The sequence below is a fragment of the Rhodococcus sp. 11-3 genome (assembly GCF_023704055.1).
Taxonomy (GTDB): domain Bacteria; phylum Actinomycetota; class Actinomycetes; order Mycobacteriales; family Mycobacteriaceae; genus Rhodococcus; species Rhodococcus aetherivorans.
In genome coordinates, this window is record NZ_CP080406.1 from 1,919,435 (window position 1) to 1,937,658 (window position 18,224).

The window sequence follows — 18,224 nt, forward strand, 5'->3', positions numbered from 1 at the left end:
ATGCGCTCGCCGACCATGCCCCGGCCGGTCACTGCCTGGCCAGTCTGATGACCGACCACTGGTACGACGACCCGTGCTGGTGTGTGGGTGAGTCGAGGCCGGAGACCAAGCCCCGCAGTGTGATCCACGAAACATTCCGGGGAGGGTCTTGGGTACGGGTGGAGGCCCCAGGAAAATTCCGGGGGAGGGTGTTGGGTCGATGCCCGTGGTGTGCCGTGAAAGCCGAATCGTTGTGCCGGGTGTGCGTGGCCCGGCTCGACGAATGGCTGGAACGGGCAGGCTGGCTGGAGGGTCAGCTAGAACTCAACGTCACCCGGCAGTCCCAGTCCGGTTCGCGCTACCGCGAGGGCGGACGGTCGACCGAGAAGCCGCTGGTCTTCGACGACAAGGCCAGCGAGGCGGCCTGGGTGCTCGAGCACACGCTGACCGGGCTGGCCCGGCGCTGCGTGGACACCTGGGGCATGTGCCCGTCGGATCCGCGACGGCTGGTGCCGTGGCTGCGGTCGCGGCTGTTCGAGGTGGCCCGGCTGGACGACATCGGCGACGTGATGGGCGAGCTGCAGTCGGCGGTGGACCTGGGTCTGGCCACGATCGAGCGGCCCGAACCGCGCGTGTACATCGGTGACTGCCGGTGCGGTCGGCCGGTGTACGGACAGGGTGGCGACGAGGCTGAGTGCCGGTGCGGCGAAATTTTCAGGGTCGCCGAGTCCAGGGTCGCCAACCGCGAGGCCGGTGCCGATCTGCTGCTCACGGCCAGGGAGGCCGCGCTGTACGCAGGCGAGCTGCACGGTGTGCAGATCACGGCCAAGCGGATCCGGGTCTGGGCCAGTCGCGGAAAAATTCAGGGTCGTGGTCAAGATCGTCAGGGTGAGAACGTCTATCGGCTCGGCGAAATTCTCAGGGTCGCCGCCGAAAAATTTCTAGGGTCGGACGCATCCGGCCCCTGATGATCTTGTTCCAGACCAAGATCAACTCTACGGAGATGATCTTGGTGCCGGACGATGGTGATCTTGGTAGGGATCAAGATCAAGTCGTCCGGCCATTTGGTCACATCCGTAACAACTCTCATGCGTACCGGGAACACATGCATTCCCGGGTGAAACCGTCCCCGGATAGGCTGGGCGCCGAGTCGCCGTATATATCCGGCGTCCTAATCGGACCATTCGTCGAAATGAATTGCTCGGCTTGCTTGGCGGTCGGCCTCGAGCATCGTTCCGAATGTGTCCGTCCGTCGTCCGTCGCGCTCGAGCCGCTACCCCAGCGCCAGCGCGACGGACGACGATGCTTGTGTGAAGCAACGAATTGTGCGGGCCGCTGAGGCCTCGAGACTGCTCACAAGTAGGCGAGTACCGGCGGCCCCACGTTCGGCCGCCAGCGTGGACACTGGGCACCACTACGGCAGTCCGTAGTGCGTAGGCCTGCCGTGGGTCGAGCCTGCCAGCCCGGGCCGGCCAGGTGCTTGCACTAAGCAACGAATTGTACGGGCCGTAGACCCTCCAGTGATGCACGTCACGTAGGCGAGTACCGGCGGCCCCACGTTCGGCCGCCAGCGTCGACGCTGGGCGCCACTACGGCAGTCCCCAGCGTCGACGCTCGGCCTAGGTTCTGGCTGGCAGGCCTGCCGCGCCAGCCTGCAGACAAGCAACGGCCCCGACGGACGTATCCATCGGGGCCGCTGGCTGGCGCTGGCGCCTACTGTCTCAGGATTGCTTTCACGCGCTCGAGCGTGTCCGGTAGGAATGGGAATTCCTCAGTGAGTGTGAGACTGTCCCCCATTCCCGTGGATACGTATTCGAACCGTTCCACCTTGTGGTGCGTGATCTTCACGAGCCCACGGATCGGATCATGAAAATGCGGCATATTCACGGGCACCATTTTCGCGGAATACCAATTGTGCAGCTCCGCATATTCACGAATTGCCTGCCAATCAGGATCGAACGGTTCGGGCGCGGGATTGCGGCGACGGATACCGAACATTGCAGTCACTCATCCTCAATCGCTGGGGAGACGGTAATCGCGTAATTGTTGCGGCTGCGCCGATAGCCGTAGATTACTCTAATTTCGCCATAGATCGATCCGTTCCTGTAATCGTGAATTACAGCCGCTGGAATAGCTCGATACGTGGCGAGCCGTTCCTCGAGCGCGTCGACGGAAATAATCGAATCACTGGAGCAGCAATACCTAGGACTGTAGTCGCCAACACTATGGCGAGTCGAAACGGAAACCATATTCACTGTAGTCATCTTACTCACTCCCAATTGCAATCGTCGCCGGACAGAATATGGTCGCCGTTTTGGTCACCGTAGATAATCAGGTCATTGATATCGACATAAACGATATCGTCGTCGCATTGATTCACAATCGACCGGAACGGTTCTGGCATCACTGCCGAATCGGGATTGTCGGCCGTAGGCGTGGAAAGCATGATTCCGAGAATGGCAAGAAGCGTTGTGGTGATCATTGTCTTGTGTCCTGTCAGTGAGTTGTGTTGTTAGTTCGCACGGCCACGAATAGCGACCCATACAGCCGCCTGCATAGCGCTGGGCGCGATCCCGCGACGGGCCGCCGCTATCCGGTAGCAATGTGCCAGAGCGTCATATGCGCCTACTCGGCCGAGTCGCGATTCTTCTACGTTGCGGCCGACCGCCGCGCGTAGTGCCCAAACGTCAATGGTCACATACGAATCGTCGCCGAGAATGTTTCGGTAGAACGATTTGGTTTTGGGCGCATCGTCGCCGAATGTCGCGAACGGATCCCGCGCGTGCATGGCTCGCTTGGCTCGCGCGATATTGTCGCCCATGCACCGCGCGGCAGTACCGTCCGAATACAGCGAGTAGGCGCCAGCCAGATTCACATCCCACGCCGTTTGTGGCGACAGATGAGAAATGACTGCCACGACGTTTTCAATCGGCGCCGAATGCTGCCACGAAATGATTGCAGCGTGGTCCCGGGCCGTTTCATACCACTCGACACCGGCGGCCCGCTGCTCGTCCGACGCGGCATCGTAGTACGCGAGGATATTGGCGACCACGGCACGCGTGGACAATCCGAACACGCGGCCCAGCGCATCGGCCGGGCGCCGCGACTCACGAGCGCGCGGCCCCACTACTTCCACAGTCGGGCCGTTGTGCATGCCTACGCGGCGCGTAGCGGGCCGCTGGCGCCGCGCCGGTACTCCGGTCGCCTGCAGGCCTGTAGCGATCCCTACGCCTACCCCAGCGCCGATAGTGAGTCGGTAGTCATCGGCCGTGGCATCACTACCCACGTATTCGGCCATGGCATACCGGCCGATGCGCTCAGGATCCCGTGAGCCGATGCCCGCCCACATGATGCGACCGGCGACCGTGAGCTGTTCGGCCGTAACGATGCCTACGCCTACCCCGGCGCCTAGCGGCCGCATCATTCCGGCCGATCGTGCGTACTCGATACGCAAGGCATGCTCCGGTATCTGCATACCGGTACGTTCATACGTTGCCCACACGGGCAGTAGCGTGAATTTCTGTACCGGAAAATTAGACCCGCCACCATTGATCCAAATGAACGCGGAATTCTGGCCACGCGTCTCGACTGTCATTGCTGCCCGTGCGGCCGTGCCGTACATCCGCATATGGCGCTGAAACGCCGCCTCCTCGCCATGGCGACTGAAGTCACGGCCAGACAGGAAATGTCCGTAGTAATCGTGGACTGCCCGGAAAGCATCGTTGTCGTCATTCGTGAGGAATGGATGACCGCCGGTGGTTTCCGTCGACATAACCGACAGTCGGCCGTTACGCACGTCTGCAGCCATTTCGGCGTAGTCCGAATACGGATCGTCGTCCGTCACGCGGACATCGATACCGGCCGACAGTATTCGATCCAATTGGGCCCACGTCTCAGCAATGAACGCGGCATAGCAACGCCGCACGATCGGCCTATCGTCGTACTCCGGGGCCGCCACATATGCGGCCCCGATACGTTCGCCCAGTGTCCGATCGGCCGTTACGGCCGAGTAGTCGGCGGCCCACGGCTTGCCCAGCGATACGCCTACGCCGATACCGGCGCCGATGATCGGCCGGAATGAATCGGCGTCACAGTAGGCGCAACGTCCACGGTTCGATACCACGGATACCGCGCGATAGCAGGACTCGCACACAATCGGAATAGAGCCCTCACAATCGTCGCACTCGATAGCGACCACAAACCCACGGCAGTCGGTATAGGTGGCACGCGTCCCGTTGTGCTGGCACGTGGGAGCGACGTCGTGCGCCTGCAGCAATTCCGCGACCGCCGCACGGTCGGCCGCGCGCTCGGTTTCGGCCGACTCGGCCGACTCGATAGCGGCTGGCCACAACATGATCTTGACGCCGTTCGCGATGCGCCGGAACGTCGCGTCGGCCGGGCGATGCAGACCCTCGAGCGCGTGCATCGATACGTCGATCCATCCCAACGCGCCCGGTGTGCTCGCCCGGCCGTACATGCGCGGCCGATAGGTGACAGTGATCCGGGCGCCTACCGGCTTGCGACCCTGTCGGTAGTCCACGGAAACCGTGGTCGAGTCGGTCGCGTCGATCAACGCGGCCGACAGGGCATCGATGGTGGCGGTAATAGTGGTGGCGACGGTAGTCATTGCTCTCAGACTTTCTAGGCGATGGTGGACGCGTCATCGGCGATGACGATTACGTGCTGCGGGTGAATTTCGGTCCACGTGCGACCGGCGGAAATAGCGTCGATTGCGTAGCGCGTAGCGATACGCGCATCGATTGCGTGGTGAATGGTTTCCCATTCGTGCGACCCACGGCCGTAGTAAGCGAGCGCGTGGACCAATTCGTCGAATTCGGCGGTCTCGATATACCGATCGAGTCCGGTGGCGGTAGTCATGATCTTGCTCCTAATGATCTTGGTTCGAACGTGGGTACTGCCACCACAGAATGCACCCAGACTGGAGTCAGTTACATAGGGAAGTCGAGTTTCAAGATCAACACTCGGCTTGCACCTCGGCATCGATGCAGGTCACGCGTACCTTTATCGGTACAGACAAAATTTTTTCGGCTTCTAGATCAACTAGGGCCTGAACCTAGATCATTTACGCCCGAATCTGGGGCCCAGAACGCATGACAACACGCGTTGTCATCTTCGGGCCCGGACCGAAACCCGCAGGTGGGAGCAATGTCGACACGCGGCCGCAGTACGCGGAATTGGAAACGGCTTTGTCGAATTATGCGGGCCCAACTCGAGCCCGTATGTGGAATATGCGGCGGCCCGATCGATCTTTCATTACCGGCCGGGCACAAAGAATCGTGGACGCTGGACCACATAATCCCGCTGGCGCAAGGTGGCGACCCTGAGAGCCCGTATAACGTGAGACCCGCTCACATGCGCTGTAACAGCGCTCGAGGTGCAGGCAGTAGGGCAGTACGGGCAACACGCGGTTCACGTGCGTGGTGAGCGAACAGGGCACAGTACGGATATGGGTAGTGGTAGTGGTGCGGCATGGTAGGCCTAGGCCTAGGCCTACGTACCCCATATGCATGCACACCACATACCTATATGCATGCACACCACATACCCATGCACATACCCATATGCACCATGCACATACCCATATGCACCATGCACATACCCATATGCACCATGCACACACACCATATGCATATGCATATGCACACACACCATATGCATATGCACTAAGTGACAACACACATTGTCATTGTTTAATCATCAATTCAAAATTCAATTCATTGAATTCGAATCTTCAATTCCAATTGTGAACAAAGCAATCGAACCAATACCAATTGGCATATGCACACACTGACAACACGCATTGTCACCATGCATATGCCATTCCCATTATGGCCATACTCGAGCCTGCCTATCGATATGCATTCACTAACAATGCATTCACACAATGGCAATTCAACAAAGCACAATTGCCTACGAATACCGCTCGACAATGGCACCGCATACCCCCATTACCCATGGTACGGGGGGTGGTACACAACCGTTTTTCGCGGAATAGGGGCCGACCCCGCGCCTTGGCCGCGTCTCTGACCCCGGTAAATTTTGAAAAGGCCCAGGTCAGAGCGTTGCAGATCACGCACAATCGCCGACCATACAAAAACTGCCTGGGATGATGCCCCATTTCTCTCACCCTGGACCGCCAAATTAGCCAGTGAAAAGGAAATTCGGTAAATGCAATCGAGAGTTATCGAATGCAATTCCTGTGGAATCGAATTCCATCAGCCGATCACTCGCGGACGCCCCGCAAAGAATTGCCCCTCATGCAGACGCCCCGCGCGTGGGGGCACGCCGAAACGCTCGCCGAGAAGGAATGTCGTCGACGCCACGGCGCCCCCATCGGCCAATTCGGGAACGCGCAAGTGCGGACATTCCGGTGAATACGTCGACGTATGCCTCCCGTGCATGGCCGCGCGCAGGTCGAAGGACTACTACGAGCGCCACAAAGGGACTCCCAGATTCAAAAAGGGCGCACCCTGCGCGGGAGGATGCGGCAAATATATCGAGATCAGCTCCGGCAGTCGGCCACCGGGTGAGGCGAAATGCAGGGCCTGCCGCAACGCCGAGGCCGAGGAGGGCCGCTACCGGAAGTGCGACAAGTGCCGGAGGAAGTTCCGGCTGAGGAAGCCGGGCAGCGTCAACCGGTTCTGCTCGCGCGAATGCGCCCGCCCGCCCCGCGTTCATCCCACCGACAACGAGCGCATGGCTGCCAAGAATCGCCGTCGTCGAGCCAGGCTGGCCGGTGCCGAGTGCCGCCCCTACACACTCGCCCAGATCGCCGAGCGTGACGTGTATTGCTGTCAGCTCTGCGGAGACCTGGTCGACATGAAGCTGTCCGGCCTCAAGCCGATGGGGCCCACCGTCGATCACATCGTCCCGATCTCGCGCGGCGGCGGTGACACCCCCGAGAACGTCCACCTCGCGCACCGACGGTGCAACGAGGAGAAGGGCGCCTACTACGACCCGCGAGAGAGCAGGCCGCTCGTCATTGCGGTCTGAAACCCCCCCGGTCCGCCCGGACCGAAAACAGGAGGTGATCCGATGGGAAAGCATCGGAAGCCAACATCCAATCCGGCAACTCGACCTCTCGCGGCCCTGACCGCCACGGGCGCCATCGCGCTCATGGGCGCCGGTACAGCCGCCGCCGCCCCCGACTGGGACCGGCTCGCGAGCTGTGAGTCCAGCGGCAACTGGGCCATCAACACCGGCAACGGCTTCTACGGTGGCGTCCAGTTCCAGCAGTCCACCTGGGAAGAGTTCGGCGGTCTGCAGTACGCAGCGCGCGCGGACCTGGCCACCAAGGAGCAGCAGATCCTCGTCGCCGAGGCGGTGCTCAAGGTCCAGGGCAATCAGGCCTGGCCCGACTGCTCCAACCGGGTCGTGCCCGGCTGGTGGGACGGCGGCCCCGAGGTCGTGCCCGCCCCGGCACCCGCACCGGCACCGGTAGAGGAGCCCGCCCCGGCGCCTGCTCCGGCACCGGCTCCCGTGGTCAACTGCGAATGGATGTGGCCGGTCGACGCACCGCTCACCTCCGGCTTCGGTCCGCGCGGTGGCGCGTTCCACAACGGCGCCGACTTCGGTGCGTCCATCGGGCACCCGATCCTGTCGGCGTCCGGCGGCACCGTCATCAACGCCGGACCGGCCCAGGGCTACGGCCAGTGGGTCCAGGTCCGCGCGGACAGCGGTCATGTCATCGACTACGGCCACATCTCCTCGTTCAGCGTGAACGTCGGAGACCGGGTCGAGGTCGGCGACGAGATCGCGCAGGTCGGCAACGAGGGCGTGTCCTCGGGCGCGCATCTGCATCTGCGGATCGTTGCCGCCGACGGCACCCCGCTGGACCCGGTCGCCTTCCTCAACGAGGTCGGCGCCTGCAACACGGGCGAGCATCCGCAGCCCGCACCGCAGGTCGACGACATCGGGGTCACCCCGGTGGCCGTCGAGGTCGAGGTCGCCGCGATCGGCGCCGAGCTGGCGCTCGAGTACGTGGTGCAGGAGGGCGACTGGCTGTCCGCCATCGCCGAGGACTTCGGCACCGCGTGGGAGCGCATCTACGAACTCAACCAGGACACCATCGAGGATCCCAACCTGATCTACCCCGATCAGGTTCTTCGCATGATGCCGTAACCCGGACCCGCCCCGACCCGAGCAGACTTCCATGCTGCTCGGGTCGGGTGCGTCCCAGGAGATGACGTGGCCGACTACACGTTCACCAAGGATCCCGAGGCCGTCCTCGACTACCACTTCGACTGGTCGGCCTGGCTCTCCGACGGAGAGACGATCTCCAGCTCGACCTTCGAGTCGACCGCTGGCATCACCATCGACTCCAACACCACCACCGCCACCGTCGCCACGGTGTGGCTGTCCGGCGGCATCCGTGGACGCCTCTACGAGATCACCAACCACATCGTGACCAATCAGGGCCGAGAAGACGACCGGTCCATCACGATCCGCGTCAAGGACAGGTAATCAGCGTTGACCCGCACGCTTCGCGCGGCCCTCGTGGCCGCGTTTGTCCTCATGCTCTCCATCGCCTACGCCGGACCCGCCACCGCCTGGCCCTGGGATGCCTGGTTCAGCCAGGCCCGCCCGGCCGCCTCCTGGCAGCAGCGGGTGACCGGCGCCGACCTCGACACCTGCCGACGCTGGCAGGTCTGCGGCACCGACCTCGGCATCCCCTACGCCGACGGCGGCACCGTCTCGTACCTGTACGGGGACACCTTCAACACCCCCTGGCCGGAGCAGCCCAACAACTACTGGCGCTCCCCGGTCGCGCTGCGGTCCGACTCGCACCCGCGTGACGGGATCGTCTGGGACTCCGCGCATCGCGGCGGCGGTGAGCTGTTCTACAACGGCCACTGGCGCGGCGGCGAGGTGACCGTCATCCCCAACGACGCGGTGCGCCTGCCGAACGGCCGGACCGTCATGTCGTACTTCTCGGTCCGCAACTGGGATGCCACCCCGCACCGGTCGTGGCTGACCAACTATGCCGGGCTCGCCTACACCGACAACGGCAACGACTGGATCCGTACCGGGGTGCGGTTCAACAACAACGGCGCCGGGAACGACCCGTTCCAGATGTGGTCCATGCAGCTCGCAGGCGACTACGTCTACATCGTGTCGGTGCCCGGCGGCCGCCAGGACGGACCCATGATGCTGCGCCGCGTCCACTGGACGCGGATCCTCGACCCGGCCGCCTACGAGGGCTGGGGCTGGAACGGACGCGACTGGGGCTGGGGACGCACCCCGACCCCGATCCTGCACGGCCGCTTCGGTGAACCGTCGCTGCGGCTGCTGAAGGACGGCACCTGGGCGATGGCCTACCTCAACGGTCAGGGCCAGATCGTCACCCGCACCGCTGCCCGCGTGGACGGCGCCTGGTCGCCGGAGAAGGTGCAGGTGACCGCGCAGCAGGAACCGAACCTGTACGGCGGCTTCATCCATCCGTGGTCCACCAAGGGTGAGGCCTGGTTCATGGTCTCGACCTGGCGCCGGAACAACTCCGGTCAGTCGACCGCCTACCACGTCTCGTCCTACCGAGGGAGTCTCTGACCCCACGCAGCATTGGAGTCTGGAATGGCCTCACCGGTATTCGTCGACGCGACCACCGCCACGTCCGGCAATGCGGCCTTCCCGGTCTCCCTCACCCACACGGACATGCCCTCGCACTCGGTGGGTGACCTGCTGCTGTGGTGTCTGGTCATCTCCGGCAACTTCGTGGGGCTGCCGATCGACATGACCGTCCCCGACGGGTGGACGCTGGCCGACGAGACCGACGCCACGAACTTCACCGAGCGTCGGGTGTACTGGAAGTTCGCCGGGCCCTCCGAGACTGCGCCGGACGTGACCTGCAATGTGGGCGACGGCATCTCGTCCCACATGCTGTCCGTGTCGGGTGTCGACACCGTGAGTCCGGTCAATGCCGCCGCGCACAACACCGACAGCGGCGGCAACATGTACCTGACTCCGTCGGTGACGACCACGGTCGACGAGACCCTCGTGGTCCGGCTCATCTACACCCAGTACACGTCGAGTCCGGGCATCGCCCCGAACTGGCCGCTGTCCACCAGGCGCACCTCCGTGCATGACCTGGAAGTGTTCGGCAGCAACCACAGTGCGCCCGAGTGGGCGGTCGCCTCGACCGCCACCCGAGCCCAGGCTGCCGCCGGATCCACCGGCACCGAGTCGGTCTCGTTCAGTACCGGCGGATCGAACTGGGGCGGCGGCACCACCGTGGCCCTGGCCCCGGCGACCCTGGTCAACAAGTCCGACACCGACACCGGGCAGTCGACCGAGTCCGAGTTCGTCTCCGCGTCGGTGCCGGACACCGACACCGGGCAGGCAACCGAGTCCGAGTTCGTCACGGTCTTCTACCAGGACTCGATTCTCCCGCACCCCAAGCGCACCGCGCGCATTCGCCCCGACTCCCGTACCGCCCGGATCGGCCCGGACCGGCGCGTCTGGACCGTATCTCCGTAGCCCTGAAGGGACATCACCATGACCAACCTGCTCACCACCCGGCGGGAGTCCATCAAGTGGACCCCCGAGATCCGGGTGATCAAGTACAACCCGGACACGGTCCGCGAACTGACCGACTACCTCGGCCACGAGCCCACCGGCCCCGAGCTGCGCGAGCTGGAGCGGGTCGGTGCGATTGTCCCCGACGACATCGCAGAGGCGGTCGGCAACTCGCTGGTCACCGCTGGCCTGGCCCGGCTCACCAACCTGATCACGGGCGGCGGCGGCGGCGCGTTCAACAACGCCAAGGGCATCATCGGCGTCGGCAACTCCAACACCGCCACCACGGTCGGCATGGTCGACCTACAGGGCGCCAGCAAGTACTACGAGGATCTCGAGGCCGGGTCGCCGTCGACCAACAACGGCGCCATCACCGCCTCGGCTCTGTTCGGTTCTGCGGACGGCAACTTCGCGTGGGAGGAGTGGTGCTTCGCCATCGCCAACAACGCCGACGTCACCCCGGCCGCGACCCTGGCCGGTGCCGGTGGCGCCGGTTCGGTGATCCTCAACCGCAAGGTCGCCTCGCTCGGTACGAAGTCCTCCGGCGCCTCCTGGACGCTGCAGGCGACCGTGACCCTGTCCTGACCTGTCGGCTCACAGCGGGGCTCGGAGTCAACCACCCCGAGCCCCGTTGTGAACTCGCAGGATTGGAGATGCCATGGCTCCCACCCTCGTCAATACCAGCGTTGCCAGCGGCTCGTTCACCACCTCGGTGAACTGCAGCTACCCGACGAACACGGCGCAGGGCGACTTCCTGATCCTCCTGGTGAGCAGCTACTCCGCTGCATCAGGCACCCCGTCCGGGTGGACGCTGCTGACCAGCTACACGGTGGCCGGTGACAGCAAGGCCTATGTGTACTACCGGACCGCAGGCACCGAGACCAGCGTGACGTTCCAGACGTCGGCCTCGTCGTTCGGCCTGGAGATGGGCATCCTGGCGTTCACGGGCGTCGATTCGACGAGCCCCCTCGACGTATGGGGCGAGAACACACACAGCTCGACCACCCAGGTCTGCCCGTCCGTCACGACGACGATGTCGGACACCGTGCTGGTCCGCGCTTACCTGTGCGACCCGTTCGCGGGTGGGTTCTCGGTCTCGTTCGCATCGCCCGCGACCGAGCAGTTCGACCGCGCCACCACGGCCTACTCGGCCATCGCCGCCGCAACCGAGGCGGGACCGTCGAGTCCCGGCTCCACCGGCACACTGACGGTCACACCGTCCTCCACCAACGACGCCGACATCATGGCCGTCACGATCGCCGTTGCACCGCCGCAGCAGCTCACCAAGACCGACGGCGACACCGGCTCCGGCGCGGAAACCGAAACGGTCACGGCCGAAGTGCCGTCGTCCGACACGAACACCGCCGTCGACGAGACGGTCTCGTTCATCGTCACCCCGGCCCAGTCCGACACGAACACCGCCGTCGACGAGACGGTCGGCACGTTCATCATCACCCCGGCAGCGGCCGACACCGGCACCGCCGCCGAGACCACCTCGATCACGGCCACCGCGCCACCGGACACCGACACCGGCACCGCAGCCGAGACCGAGATGGTCAGTGTCGCCCAGGTCAGCTCGGACACCAACACCGCCGTCGTCGAGTCGGAGTCGCTGACTGTCGGCGTCGAGGACACCGGCACGGCCTCCGAGACTGCGTTCGTCTCCGTCGCCCTGATGATCGACTCGGACACCGGCACCGCCGCCGAGGCCGTGAACATCGCGGTCTCCGACGGCGACACCAACGCCGGATTCGACGAGGTCGCGTTCCGCGCGTCCGACGGCATCCTCAACGTGCCGCGCCTGATCCGCATCACCGAGGAGCGCCGGACGCTGGCCGTCGAGCGGGTCGACCGCATGGTGGTTGTCACCTACGACAACCGGCTCAAGGTCATCGGCCGCGAGGACCGCACGGTGAAGGTCTTGCCGGTGTCCAACCTCGTCAGCATCGGAGCAGAGAAGTGAGCGACACCGAATACGAGGACGGCCCGCTCCGGCGGGCCATGGAGTCCGGGGACCGCCGCGAGGAGCTGGTCGGCCTGCGGGACTTCATCATCCACCAGCTCGAGGGCACCGCCTGCAGCTCCTGCTCGCTGTCCCGCCTCAAGGCGGGCGAGCAGGCCGCACTCATCCTGCGGCTGCAGCAGATCACGGAAGCCATCGCGGCGATCCCGAAGGAGACAGGGGAGGTGACAGGCGTTGCCAAGTTCCGCAACGAACGGGCCGCTCGGCTGTCAGTTGCCCAGGATCCAGCATCTGCCGCAGGGGCATGACAAGTTCCAGATCGGCAAGGAGGCAGTCGAACTCTCCGCGCATGCCGGTCTGGAGCTGGACCCCTGGCAGTCCTGGTATCTCCGCAAGTCCATGCTCACGACCGACGAGATGGTCTACAACAAGTTCACCGGGCTCCACGAGCCACGGTGGGCCGCGTTCGAGTGTGGGCTGTGTGTCTGCCGCCAGAACGGCAAGGGCTCGATCATCGAGGCCCGCGAGCTGGCCGGGATGTTCCTGACCGGTGAGCGGCTCATCATGCACTCCGCGCACGAGTTCCCCACCGCCCTCGAAGCGTTCGAGCGCGTGCTGTCCTTGGTGCGGGACACCCCCGATCTGTGGGCCGAGGTGCGGCAGGTCAAGCAGGGCCACGGCGAAGAGGGCATCTACCTCAACTCCGGTCAGCGCCTGCGCTTCAAGGCCCGCACCAAGGGCGGCGGCCGAGGCTTCACCGCCGACTGCATCATCCTCGACGAGGCCATGGTGCTCGGCACCGACCAGGTCAAGGCGATGCTGCCGACCGTGTCGGCCCGCCCCAACCCGCAGGTCTGGTACGCCGGATCGGCGGGCGACAAGAACTCCACCCAGTTCGGTCGTGTCCGGCACCGCGCCATCAAGGGCGGCGACCCGCGCCTGCTGTACGGCGAGTGGTCGATCAACCCGCACACCGTCATGTGCGACCCGACCTGCGACGAGCACGACGACCTCGACGACCCGAACGGGTGGGCCAAGGCGAACCCCGCGCTGGGCCGCCGGATCTCGCTCGAGCACATCGCCGCCGAGCGGCGGTCGATGGACGACGCCGCGTTCGGAATGGAACGGCTCGGCGTCGGCGACTGGCCGACCGAGGACGGATCCTGGGGCGTCATCAGTGAGGACTCCTGGCGGGTCCGCGAGTCGGATGTCTCCGAGGTCGTGGGCCGTCCGGTCATCGCGATCCACACCGCGTCCGACCGGTCCTTCTCGGCGATCTTCGTGTGCGGCCTCAACGCCGACGGCGACTACCACATCGAGCTGACCCAGAACGCGGACGGCGAGTACGACTACCGTCCCGGCCTGGGCTGGGCCCTGCACCGCGCGATCATGATCGCCAGGCGGGTCCGCCCGATCGCGATCGTCGTGAACAAGTCGACCCAGGCAGGCGTCCTGTTCGAGGATCTCGAGCGGGAGATCAAGGCCGCCAACATGGATCGCGAGACCCAGGTGATCTCGCCGCTGCAGCGCGAGTACGCGCAGGGCTGCGCCGACTTCTTCACCGGCATCGTCCCGAAGAAGGGCGAGAAGGCGAACGTCGTTCACATGGGTCAGGAGCCGCTGGACAAGGCGGTCGCATCGACCGGCATCAAGGAGTCCACCGACCTGTGGATGTGGGACGACTCCGACACGACGATCGACATCACCCCGCTCCGTGCGGCCACCCTCGCGCTGTGGGGCTTCAAGAAGCTCGGGCACGAGGAGCCGCCACCGCCCCCGTTCGCCTTCTGGGCGTGAGGAGAATCTATGAAGCTCAACCGAAACGCCTTGCTGTGCTTCCTGGCCGGAGTTGGTCTGTTCACTGCGGGACTGTTCATCGTGATCGGCGTGTCGGCCTTGGTCGCCGTCGGGTCGCTGCTGGTGCTCGCTTCCCTCTTCGTCGATGAGGAGAAGTAATGGCCAGCATCTGGAACCGCCTGCGCGGCAAGACAGAACAGACCGAGGAGCGTCTCACCGTCAGCGAGTGGGCGCAGATGTTCAACTTCCAGGGGCAGCAGTACCCGTTCGGGTACGGGGCCCCGATCCACGGCAACAAGGCCGAGTCGATCGACAACGACTACCTCGGCTACGTCAACGGCGCCTACAAGGGCAACGGCATCATCTTCGCCTGCTGCGAGGCCCGGCGGTCGGTGTTCACCGAGGCCCGGTTCATCATGCGCCGCCACAGCGAGGAGAGCCAGCCGGGCGACCTGATCCGGCATCCGTCGCTGCGGCTGCTCGAGAATCCCTGGCCGAACGGCAATACCGGCGACCTGCTGGCGCGCGCCATCCAGGACGTCGACATGGCCGGTAACCACTACATGGTCACCGAGGGTGTCGGCAGGGACAAGCGCCTGCGGCGCCTGCGGCCGGACTGGGTCGACATCATCCTGACCGCGCCCCCCGAGGAGGCCGTCGAGTCCGACGTCGCCGGATACCTCTACCGGCCCGGCGGGACCGACGACCGCGCGAAGTGGATCGTCTACCCGATCGACGGCTCGAACGGGGTCGTCGCCCACTGGGCTCCGATCCCCGACCCGGCCGCTCAGTACCGTGGCATGTCCTGGCTGCAGCCGATTCTCAGTGAGCTGATGGCCGACAAGGCGGCCACCACCCACAAGCTGAAGTTCTTCCAGAACGCAGCCACCCCGAACCTGTCCGTGTCGTTCGATCCGAGCGTCACACCGGACCAGGCGAAGGCGTTCGCGCAGAACATGAACGAGCGCAAGCACGGGCTCGAGCATGCCTACGAGACGCTGTACCTCGGTGGCGGTGCGGACGTGAAGGTGCTGGGCGCCGACCTCAAGCAGCTCGACTTCAAGGTGACCCAGGCGCACGGCGAGACCCGCATCGCGGCCGCCGCCCGAGTGCCTGCCGTCATCGCCGGTATCTCCGAAGGCCTCGGCGGTTCGTCCCTTAATGAGGGTAACTTCCGGGCCGCCAAGGATGCGTTCGGCGATTCCACGATGCGGCCGCTGTGGCGCTCGCTCTGTTCGGCCTACACCCGGCTGATCGAGGATCTGGCGCCGGACGGCATGGAGCTGTGGTACGACGACCGCGACATCGCCTTCCTCCGGCAGGACCGTGAGGAAGTGGCCGAGATCCAGGCCAAGCAGGCACAGGCCATGGGCTACCTCGTGATGCAGGGCTTCACGCCCGAGTCGATCGTCGAGGCCCTCATGAAGGAGAACTGGAACGCTCTCGATCACACCGGCCTCTACTCGGTCCAGCTCATCCCGCCCGGCGCCGACGCGCCTTCTGGGACAGGGCAGGCCAAGCACAACGACCCCGACCAGAAGAAGGGCGACGGTACGGCCAAGCCCGCGAGCGGCAAGGACGACAAGCCTGCCACCACGAAGCAGGAGAAGAAATGACCTACTGCACAAGGAATGCCGAGTTCCGGCAGAGTGACAACCCTGACGAGAACGACGGCTACAACCTGCGCGGCTACGCGGCAGTGTTCAACCAGGACACCGAGATCAACTCCTGGGAGGGCCGGTTCCTCGAGTCCATCGCCCCCGGCGCGTTCAAGAAGACGCTGCGGGAGCGTAAGGGCAAGATCATCATGCAGTACGACCACGGACGCGATGTCCGGGTCGGAACCGTGCCGATCGGCTACTACAAGGAACTCCGCGAAGACGAGCATGGCCTCGACGTCGACGGTCGGCTGCATCAGAACGATGTCGTCGAACCGGTCCGGCAGGCCATCGAGTCGGGCGCCATCGGCGGAATGTCCTTCAAGTTCCGCGTCGTTCGCGACGAATGGCGGGACGCGAAGGGCAAGCTGATCAAGCCCGACAAGCTGCTCGACATCCTCTGGAACGCCAGCTCCGAGGACGGCCTGCCCAAGCGGATCGTCAAGGAGATCGCGCTGTACGAGGCCGGTCCGGTGTCGACCCCCGCCTACGGCGGCACCTCGGTCGGTATCCGATCCGAGGACGAGCCGGAGATCAGCCGAGAACAGCTCGTGGCCCAGTACCGCAAGACCATGCTCGTCGACGAGGAAACCCGCTCTGCGGACGAGCCTCCCGTCGAGCCGACCGAAGCCCCGGCCGATGAGGCCGAGCAGCGTGAAGACGCTGACACCGAGACCGAGCAGCGCGAAGACGACGCTGCTCCCGAGACCCCCGAAGAGCGCGACGACGCCGACCCTGTCACCTCGTCGCCCGTCGAGGAACCCGAGGACGCCGCCCGCACGGGCACCTCCGAGGAGAGCACCCCCACCCCCACGATCACTCGAAAGGTGATTCCCATGACCAAGGCAGAACTCATCGCCCGTGCGGCCGAACTGCGGGCCAAGCTCGCCGACTTCGCCGGTGACGAGGCGCTCGAGGAGGCCCGCCAGGCCGAGTTCGACTCCACCGACGCCGAACTCCGCAAGACCGTCGACGCGATCAAGGAGATCGAGGCCCGTCAGGCCCGTCTCGCCGAGCTGGCTTCCGAGCCCGGCCACGTCGAGCGCACGGCCCCCCGGGCCCCGGCGGTCCACATCCAGAAGGACGTCTTCGACGTCGACGCCATCCGCAAGGACGCGACCTCGGAAGAGGATCTCGCGGTGCGCTTCACCGAGGGTGCCGAGCGTGCCGTCGAGTCCCTGAAGTTCGCGCGTGTCACCGGCCGCGAGAAGGCTCAGGAGCGTATCTCCGAGCTGCTCGAGGAGGACACCGAGGACGCCAAGCTGGCCAAGCGCATCCTCGTCACCGGCTCCCCGCTGTACGAGCGCGCGTTCGGCAAGGCCCTGCGCGCAGGCAACACCTACGGCCTGTCCCAGGAGGAGCTGCGCGCCATGTCGCTCGGCGCCGACTCGGGCGGCGGCTACGCGGTGCCGGTTCAGCTCGACCCGACCGTGATCCTCACCAACGACGGCCATATCGGCGACCTGCGCCGCCTGGCCCGCGTGGAGACGATCGTCGGCAAGGAGAAGCAGTTCATCACCTCCGATGGCATCTCCGTCTCCCGTGACGGCACTCCCGCCGCTGGCGAGATCGGCCGCACCACGGAAGCTGCCGAGGTCTCCGACGGTTCGTTCACCCTGGCCCAGCCGACCATCAGCGTCGAGCGCGTCCAGGGCTTCGTGCCGTTCTCGATCGAGATCGACCAGGACTGGGGCGGCCTCCGCTCCGAGATCACCCGCATGCTGGCCGACGCCAAGTCCCGCGAGGAGAACGAGTCGTTCGTCCTCGGCGACGGCACCGGCACCCAGCCCGGCGGCGTGGTCGGCTCGATGGCGGCTGGCTCCCTCGTGGCGGCCACCGGCACCGAGACCTTCACGGCGGCCGACATCTACAACCTGGAGACCGAGCTGGCCCCGCGCTGGCGCGGCAACGCCAAGTGGCTCGGCAACAAGTCGACCTACAACGTGATCCGCCAGTTCGCGGACGCCGACGGTCACGACTTCTGGGAGCGGATCGGCAACGGTCTGCCCCCGAAGCTGCTCGGCTACGACATCCACGAGAACAGCTTCGTTCCCGTGTCGGATGCCACGGTCACCGCGACCTCGCGGGTGCTGGTGTTCGGTGACTTCTCGAACTTCATCATCGTCGACCGTGTCGGCATGAGCGTCGAGCTGGTCCCGCACATCTTCGGCACCAACGGTCGTCCGACCGGCCAGCGTGGCGTGTACGCCATCTGGCGTAACAACGCGAAGGTGCTCGTCCCGAATGCCTTCCGCATCCTGACGGTCGCCACCACGGCCTGATCCGTCTAGTCC

18 protein-coding genes are annotated in these 18,224 nt (G+C 64.9%); 14 read left to right on the forward strand and 4 right to left on the reverse strand.

Features of this window, described 5'->3' with window-relative positions; all coding sequences use genetic code 11:
• Nucleotides 1–215: 215 nt before the first annotated feature.
• Nucleotides 216–947: a hypothetical protein gene (locus KZJ41_RS09235; protein ID WP_251550575.1), complete on the forward strand. Its 732-nt coding sequence runs from the start codon at nucleotides 216–218 to the stop codon at nucleotides 945–947.
• 745 nt (nucleotides 948–1,692) lie between these two features.
• Here the strand turns inward: KZJ41_RS09235 and KZJ41_RS09240 are convergent.
• From KZJ41_RS09240 to KZJ41_RS09255, 4 genes are all read right to left on the reverse strand, one after another.
• The gene (locus KZJ41_RS09240; protein WP_251550577.1) at nucleotides 1,693–1,986 is read right to left on the reverse strand and encodes a hypothetical protein; all 294 of its coding nucleotides are present in this window, start codon (nucleotides 1,984–1,986) and stop codon (nucleotides 1,693–1,695) included.
• A gap of 262 nt (nucleotides 1,987–2,248) precedes the next feature.
• Nucleotides 2,249–2,461 carry a hypothetical protein gene (locus tag KZJ41_RS09245; protein WP_251550579.1) on the reverse strand — a complete coding sequence of 71 codons (213 nt, stop codon included), beginning with the start codon at nucleotides 2,459–2,461 and terminating at the stop codon, nucleotides 2,249–2,251.
• Between the two features lie 30 nt (nucleotides 2,462–2,491).
• Nucleotides 2,492–4,606, reverse strand: coding sequence for a hypothetical protein (locus tag KZJ41_RS09250; protein WP_251550581.1), 2,115 nt, complete (start codon nucleotides 4,604–4,606; stop codon nucleotides 2,492–2,494).
• Between the two features lie 14 nt (nucleotides 4,607–4,620).
• Nucleotides 4,621–4,857: a hypothetical protein gene (locus KZJ41_RS09255; protein WP_251550583.1), complete on the reverse strand. Its 237-nt coding sequence runs from the start codon at nucleotides 4,855–4,857 to the stop codon at nucleotides 4,621–4,623.
• 339 nt (nucleotides 4,858–5,196) lie between these two features.
• Here KZJ41_RS09255 and KZJ41_RS09260 point away from each other — a divergent pair, with 339 nt between their 5' ends.
• From KZJ41_RS09260 to KZJ41_RS09325, 13 genes are all read left to right on the forward strand, one after another.
• Nucleotides 5,197–5,424, forward strand: coding sequence for an HNH endonuclease (locus tag KZJ41_RS09260; RefSeq protein WP_251550956.1), 228 nt, complete (start codon nucleotides 5,197–5,199; stop codon nucleotides 5,422–5,424).
• 1,272 nt (nucleotides 5,425–6,696) lie between these two features.
• Complete coding sequence (locus tag KZJ41_RS09265) at nucleotides 6,697–6,993, forward strand: HNH endonuclease (RefSeq protein ID WP_251550584.1); 297 nt, start codon at nucleotides 6,697–6,699, stop codon at nucleotides 6,991–6,993.
• 123 nt (nucleotides 6,994–7,116) lie between these two features.
• Nucleotides 7,117–8,121: a transglycosylase family protein gene (locus tag KZJ41_RS28495; protein WP_306430612.1), complete on the forward strand. Its 1,005-nt coding sequence runs from the start codon at nucleotides 7,117–7,119 to the stop codon at nucleotides 8,119–8,121.
• A 66-nt stretch (nucleotides 8,122–8,187) separates the two neighbouring features.
• Nucleotides 8,188–8,463 (forward strand): hypothetical protein, encoded by a 276-nt coding sequence (locus KZJ41_RS09280; protein WP_251550586.1) that lies wholly within the window; start codon nucleotides 8,188–8,190, stop codon nucleotides 8,461–8,463.
• A 6-nt stretch (nucleotides 8,464–8,469) separates the two neighbouring features.
• Nucleotides 8,470–9,546, forward strand: coding sequence for a DUF4185 domain-containing protein (locus KZJ41_RS09285; RefSeq protein WP_251550589.1), 1,077 nt, complete (start codon nucleotides 8,470–8,472; stop codon nucleotides 9,544–9,546).
• A gap of 24 nt (nucleotides 9,547–9,570) precedes the next feature.
• On the forward strand, nucleotides 9,571–10,473 hold the full coding sequence (locus KZJ41_RS09290) for a hypothetical protein (protein WP_251550591.1): 903 nt from the start codon (nucleotides 9,571–9,573) through the stop codon (nucleotides 10,471–10,473).
• Between the two features lie 18 nt (nucleotides 10,474–10,491).
• Entirely contained in the window at nucleotides 10,492–11,097 is a 606-nt protein-coding gene (locus tag KZJ41_RS09295) for a hypothetical protein (RefSeq protein WP_251550593.1), read from the forward strand.
• A 73-nt stretch (nucleotides 11,098–11,170) separates the two neighbouring features.
• Nucleotides 11,171–12,475: a hypothetical protein gene (locus tag KZJ41_RS09300; protein WP_251550595.1), complete on the forward strand. Its 1,305-nt coding sequence runs from the start codon at nucleotides 11,171–11,173 to the stop codon at nucleotides 12,473–12,475.
• Nucleotides 12,472–12,783: a hypothetical protein gene (locus KZJ41_RS09305; RefSeq protein WP_251550597.1), complete on the forward strand. Its 312-nt coding sequence runs from the start codon at nucleotides 12,472–12,474 to the stop codon at nucleotides 12,781–12,783. The genes KZJ41_RS09300 and KZJ41_RS09305 overlap by 4 nt, the downstream gene beginning before the upstream one ends.
• Nucleotides 12,749–14,272 (forward strand): hypothetical protein, encoded by a 1,524-nt coding sequence (locus KZJ41_RS09310; protein WP_251550600.1) that lies wholly within the window; start codon nucleotides 12,749–12,751, stop codon nucleotides 14,270–14,272. The genes KZJ41_RS09305 and KZJ41_RS09310 overlap by 35 nt, the downstream gene beginning before the upstream one ends.
• 9 nt (nucleotides 14,273–14,281) lie before the next feature.
• The gene (locus KZJ41_RS09315; RefSeq protein ID WP_251550602.1) at nucleotides 14,282–14,431 is read left to right on the forward strand and encodes a hypothetical protein; all 150 of its coding nucleotides are present in this window, start codon (nucleotides 14,282–14,284) and stop codon (nucleotides 14,429–14,431) included.
• Nucleotides 14,431–15,888, forward strand: a complete 1,458-nt coding sequence (locus KZJ41_RS09320; RefSeq protein WP_251550604.1) for a phage portal protein — start codon at nucleotides 14,431–14,433, stop codon at nucleotides 15,886–15,888. The genes KZJ41_RS09315 and KZJ41_RS09320 overlap by 1 nt, the downstream gene beginning before the upstream one ends.
• On the forward strand, nucleotides 15,885–18,212 hold the full coding sequence (locus KZJ41_RS09325; RefSeq protein ID WP_251550606.1) for a phage major capsid protein: 2,328 nt from the start codon (nucleotides 15,885–15,887) through the stop codon (nucleotides 18,210–18,212). The genes KZJ41_RS09320 and KZJ41_RS09325 overlap by 4 nt, the downstream gene beginning before the upstream one ends.
• The last annotated feature ends 12 nt before the right edge of the window (nucleotides 18,213–18,224 follow it).

Bases quoted from the DNA above. Each gene is read 5' to 3' on its own strand.
- KZJ41_RS09250 (WP_251550581.1), bottom strand. From the start codon at position 4,606: ATGACTACCGTCGCCACCACTATTACCGCCACCATCGATGCCCTGTCG.
- KZJ41_RS09290 (WP_251550591.1), top strand. From the start codon at position 9,571: ATGGCCTCACCGGTATTCGTCGACGCGACCACCGCCACGTCCGGCAAT.
- KZJ41_RS09295 (WP_251550593.1), top strand. From the start codon at position 10,492: ATGACCAACCTGCTCACCACCCGGCGGGAGTCCATCAAGTGGACCCCC.
- KZJ41_RS09260 (WP_251550956.1), top strand. From the start codon at position 5,197: ATGCGGGCCCAACTCGAGCCCGTATGTGGAATATGCGGCGGCCCGATC.
- KZJ41_RS09325 (WP_251550606.1), top strand. From the start codon at position 15,885: ATGACCTACTGCACAAGGAATGCCGAGTTCCGGCAGAGTGACAACCCT.
- KZJ41_RS09315 (WP_251550602.1), top strand. From the start codon at position 14,282: ATGAAGCTCAACCGAAACGCCTTGCTGTGCTTCCTGGCCGGAGTTGGT.
- KZJ41_RS09320 (WP_251550604.1), top strand. From the start codon at position 14,431: ATGGCCAGCATCTGGAACCGCCTGCGCGGCAAGACAGAACAGACCGAG.
- KZJ41_RS09255 (WP_251550583.1), bottom strand. From the start codon at position 4,857: ATGACTACCGCCACCGGACTCGATCGGTATATCGAGACCGCCGAATTC.
- KZJ41_RS09265 (WP_251550584.1), top strand. From the start codon at position 6,697: ATGGCTGCCAAGAATCGCCGTCGTCGAGCCAGGCTGGCCGGTGCCGAG.
- KZJ41_RS28495 (WP_306430612.1), top strand. From the start codon at position 7,117: ATGGGCGCCGGTACAGCCGCCGCCGCCCCCGACTGGGACCGGCTCGCG.
- KZJ41_RS09245 (WP_251550579.1), bottom strand. From the start codon at position 2,461: ATGATCACCACAACGCTTCTTGCCATTCTCGGAATCATGCTTTCCACG.
- KZJ41_RS09300 (WP_251550595.1), top strand. From the start codon at position 11,171: ATGGCTCCCACCCTCGTCAATACCAGCGTTGCCAGCGGCTCGTTCACC.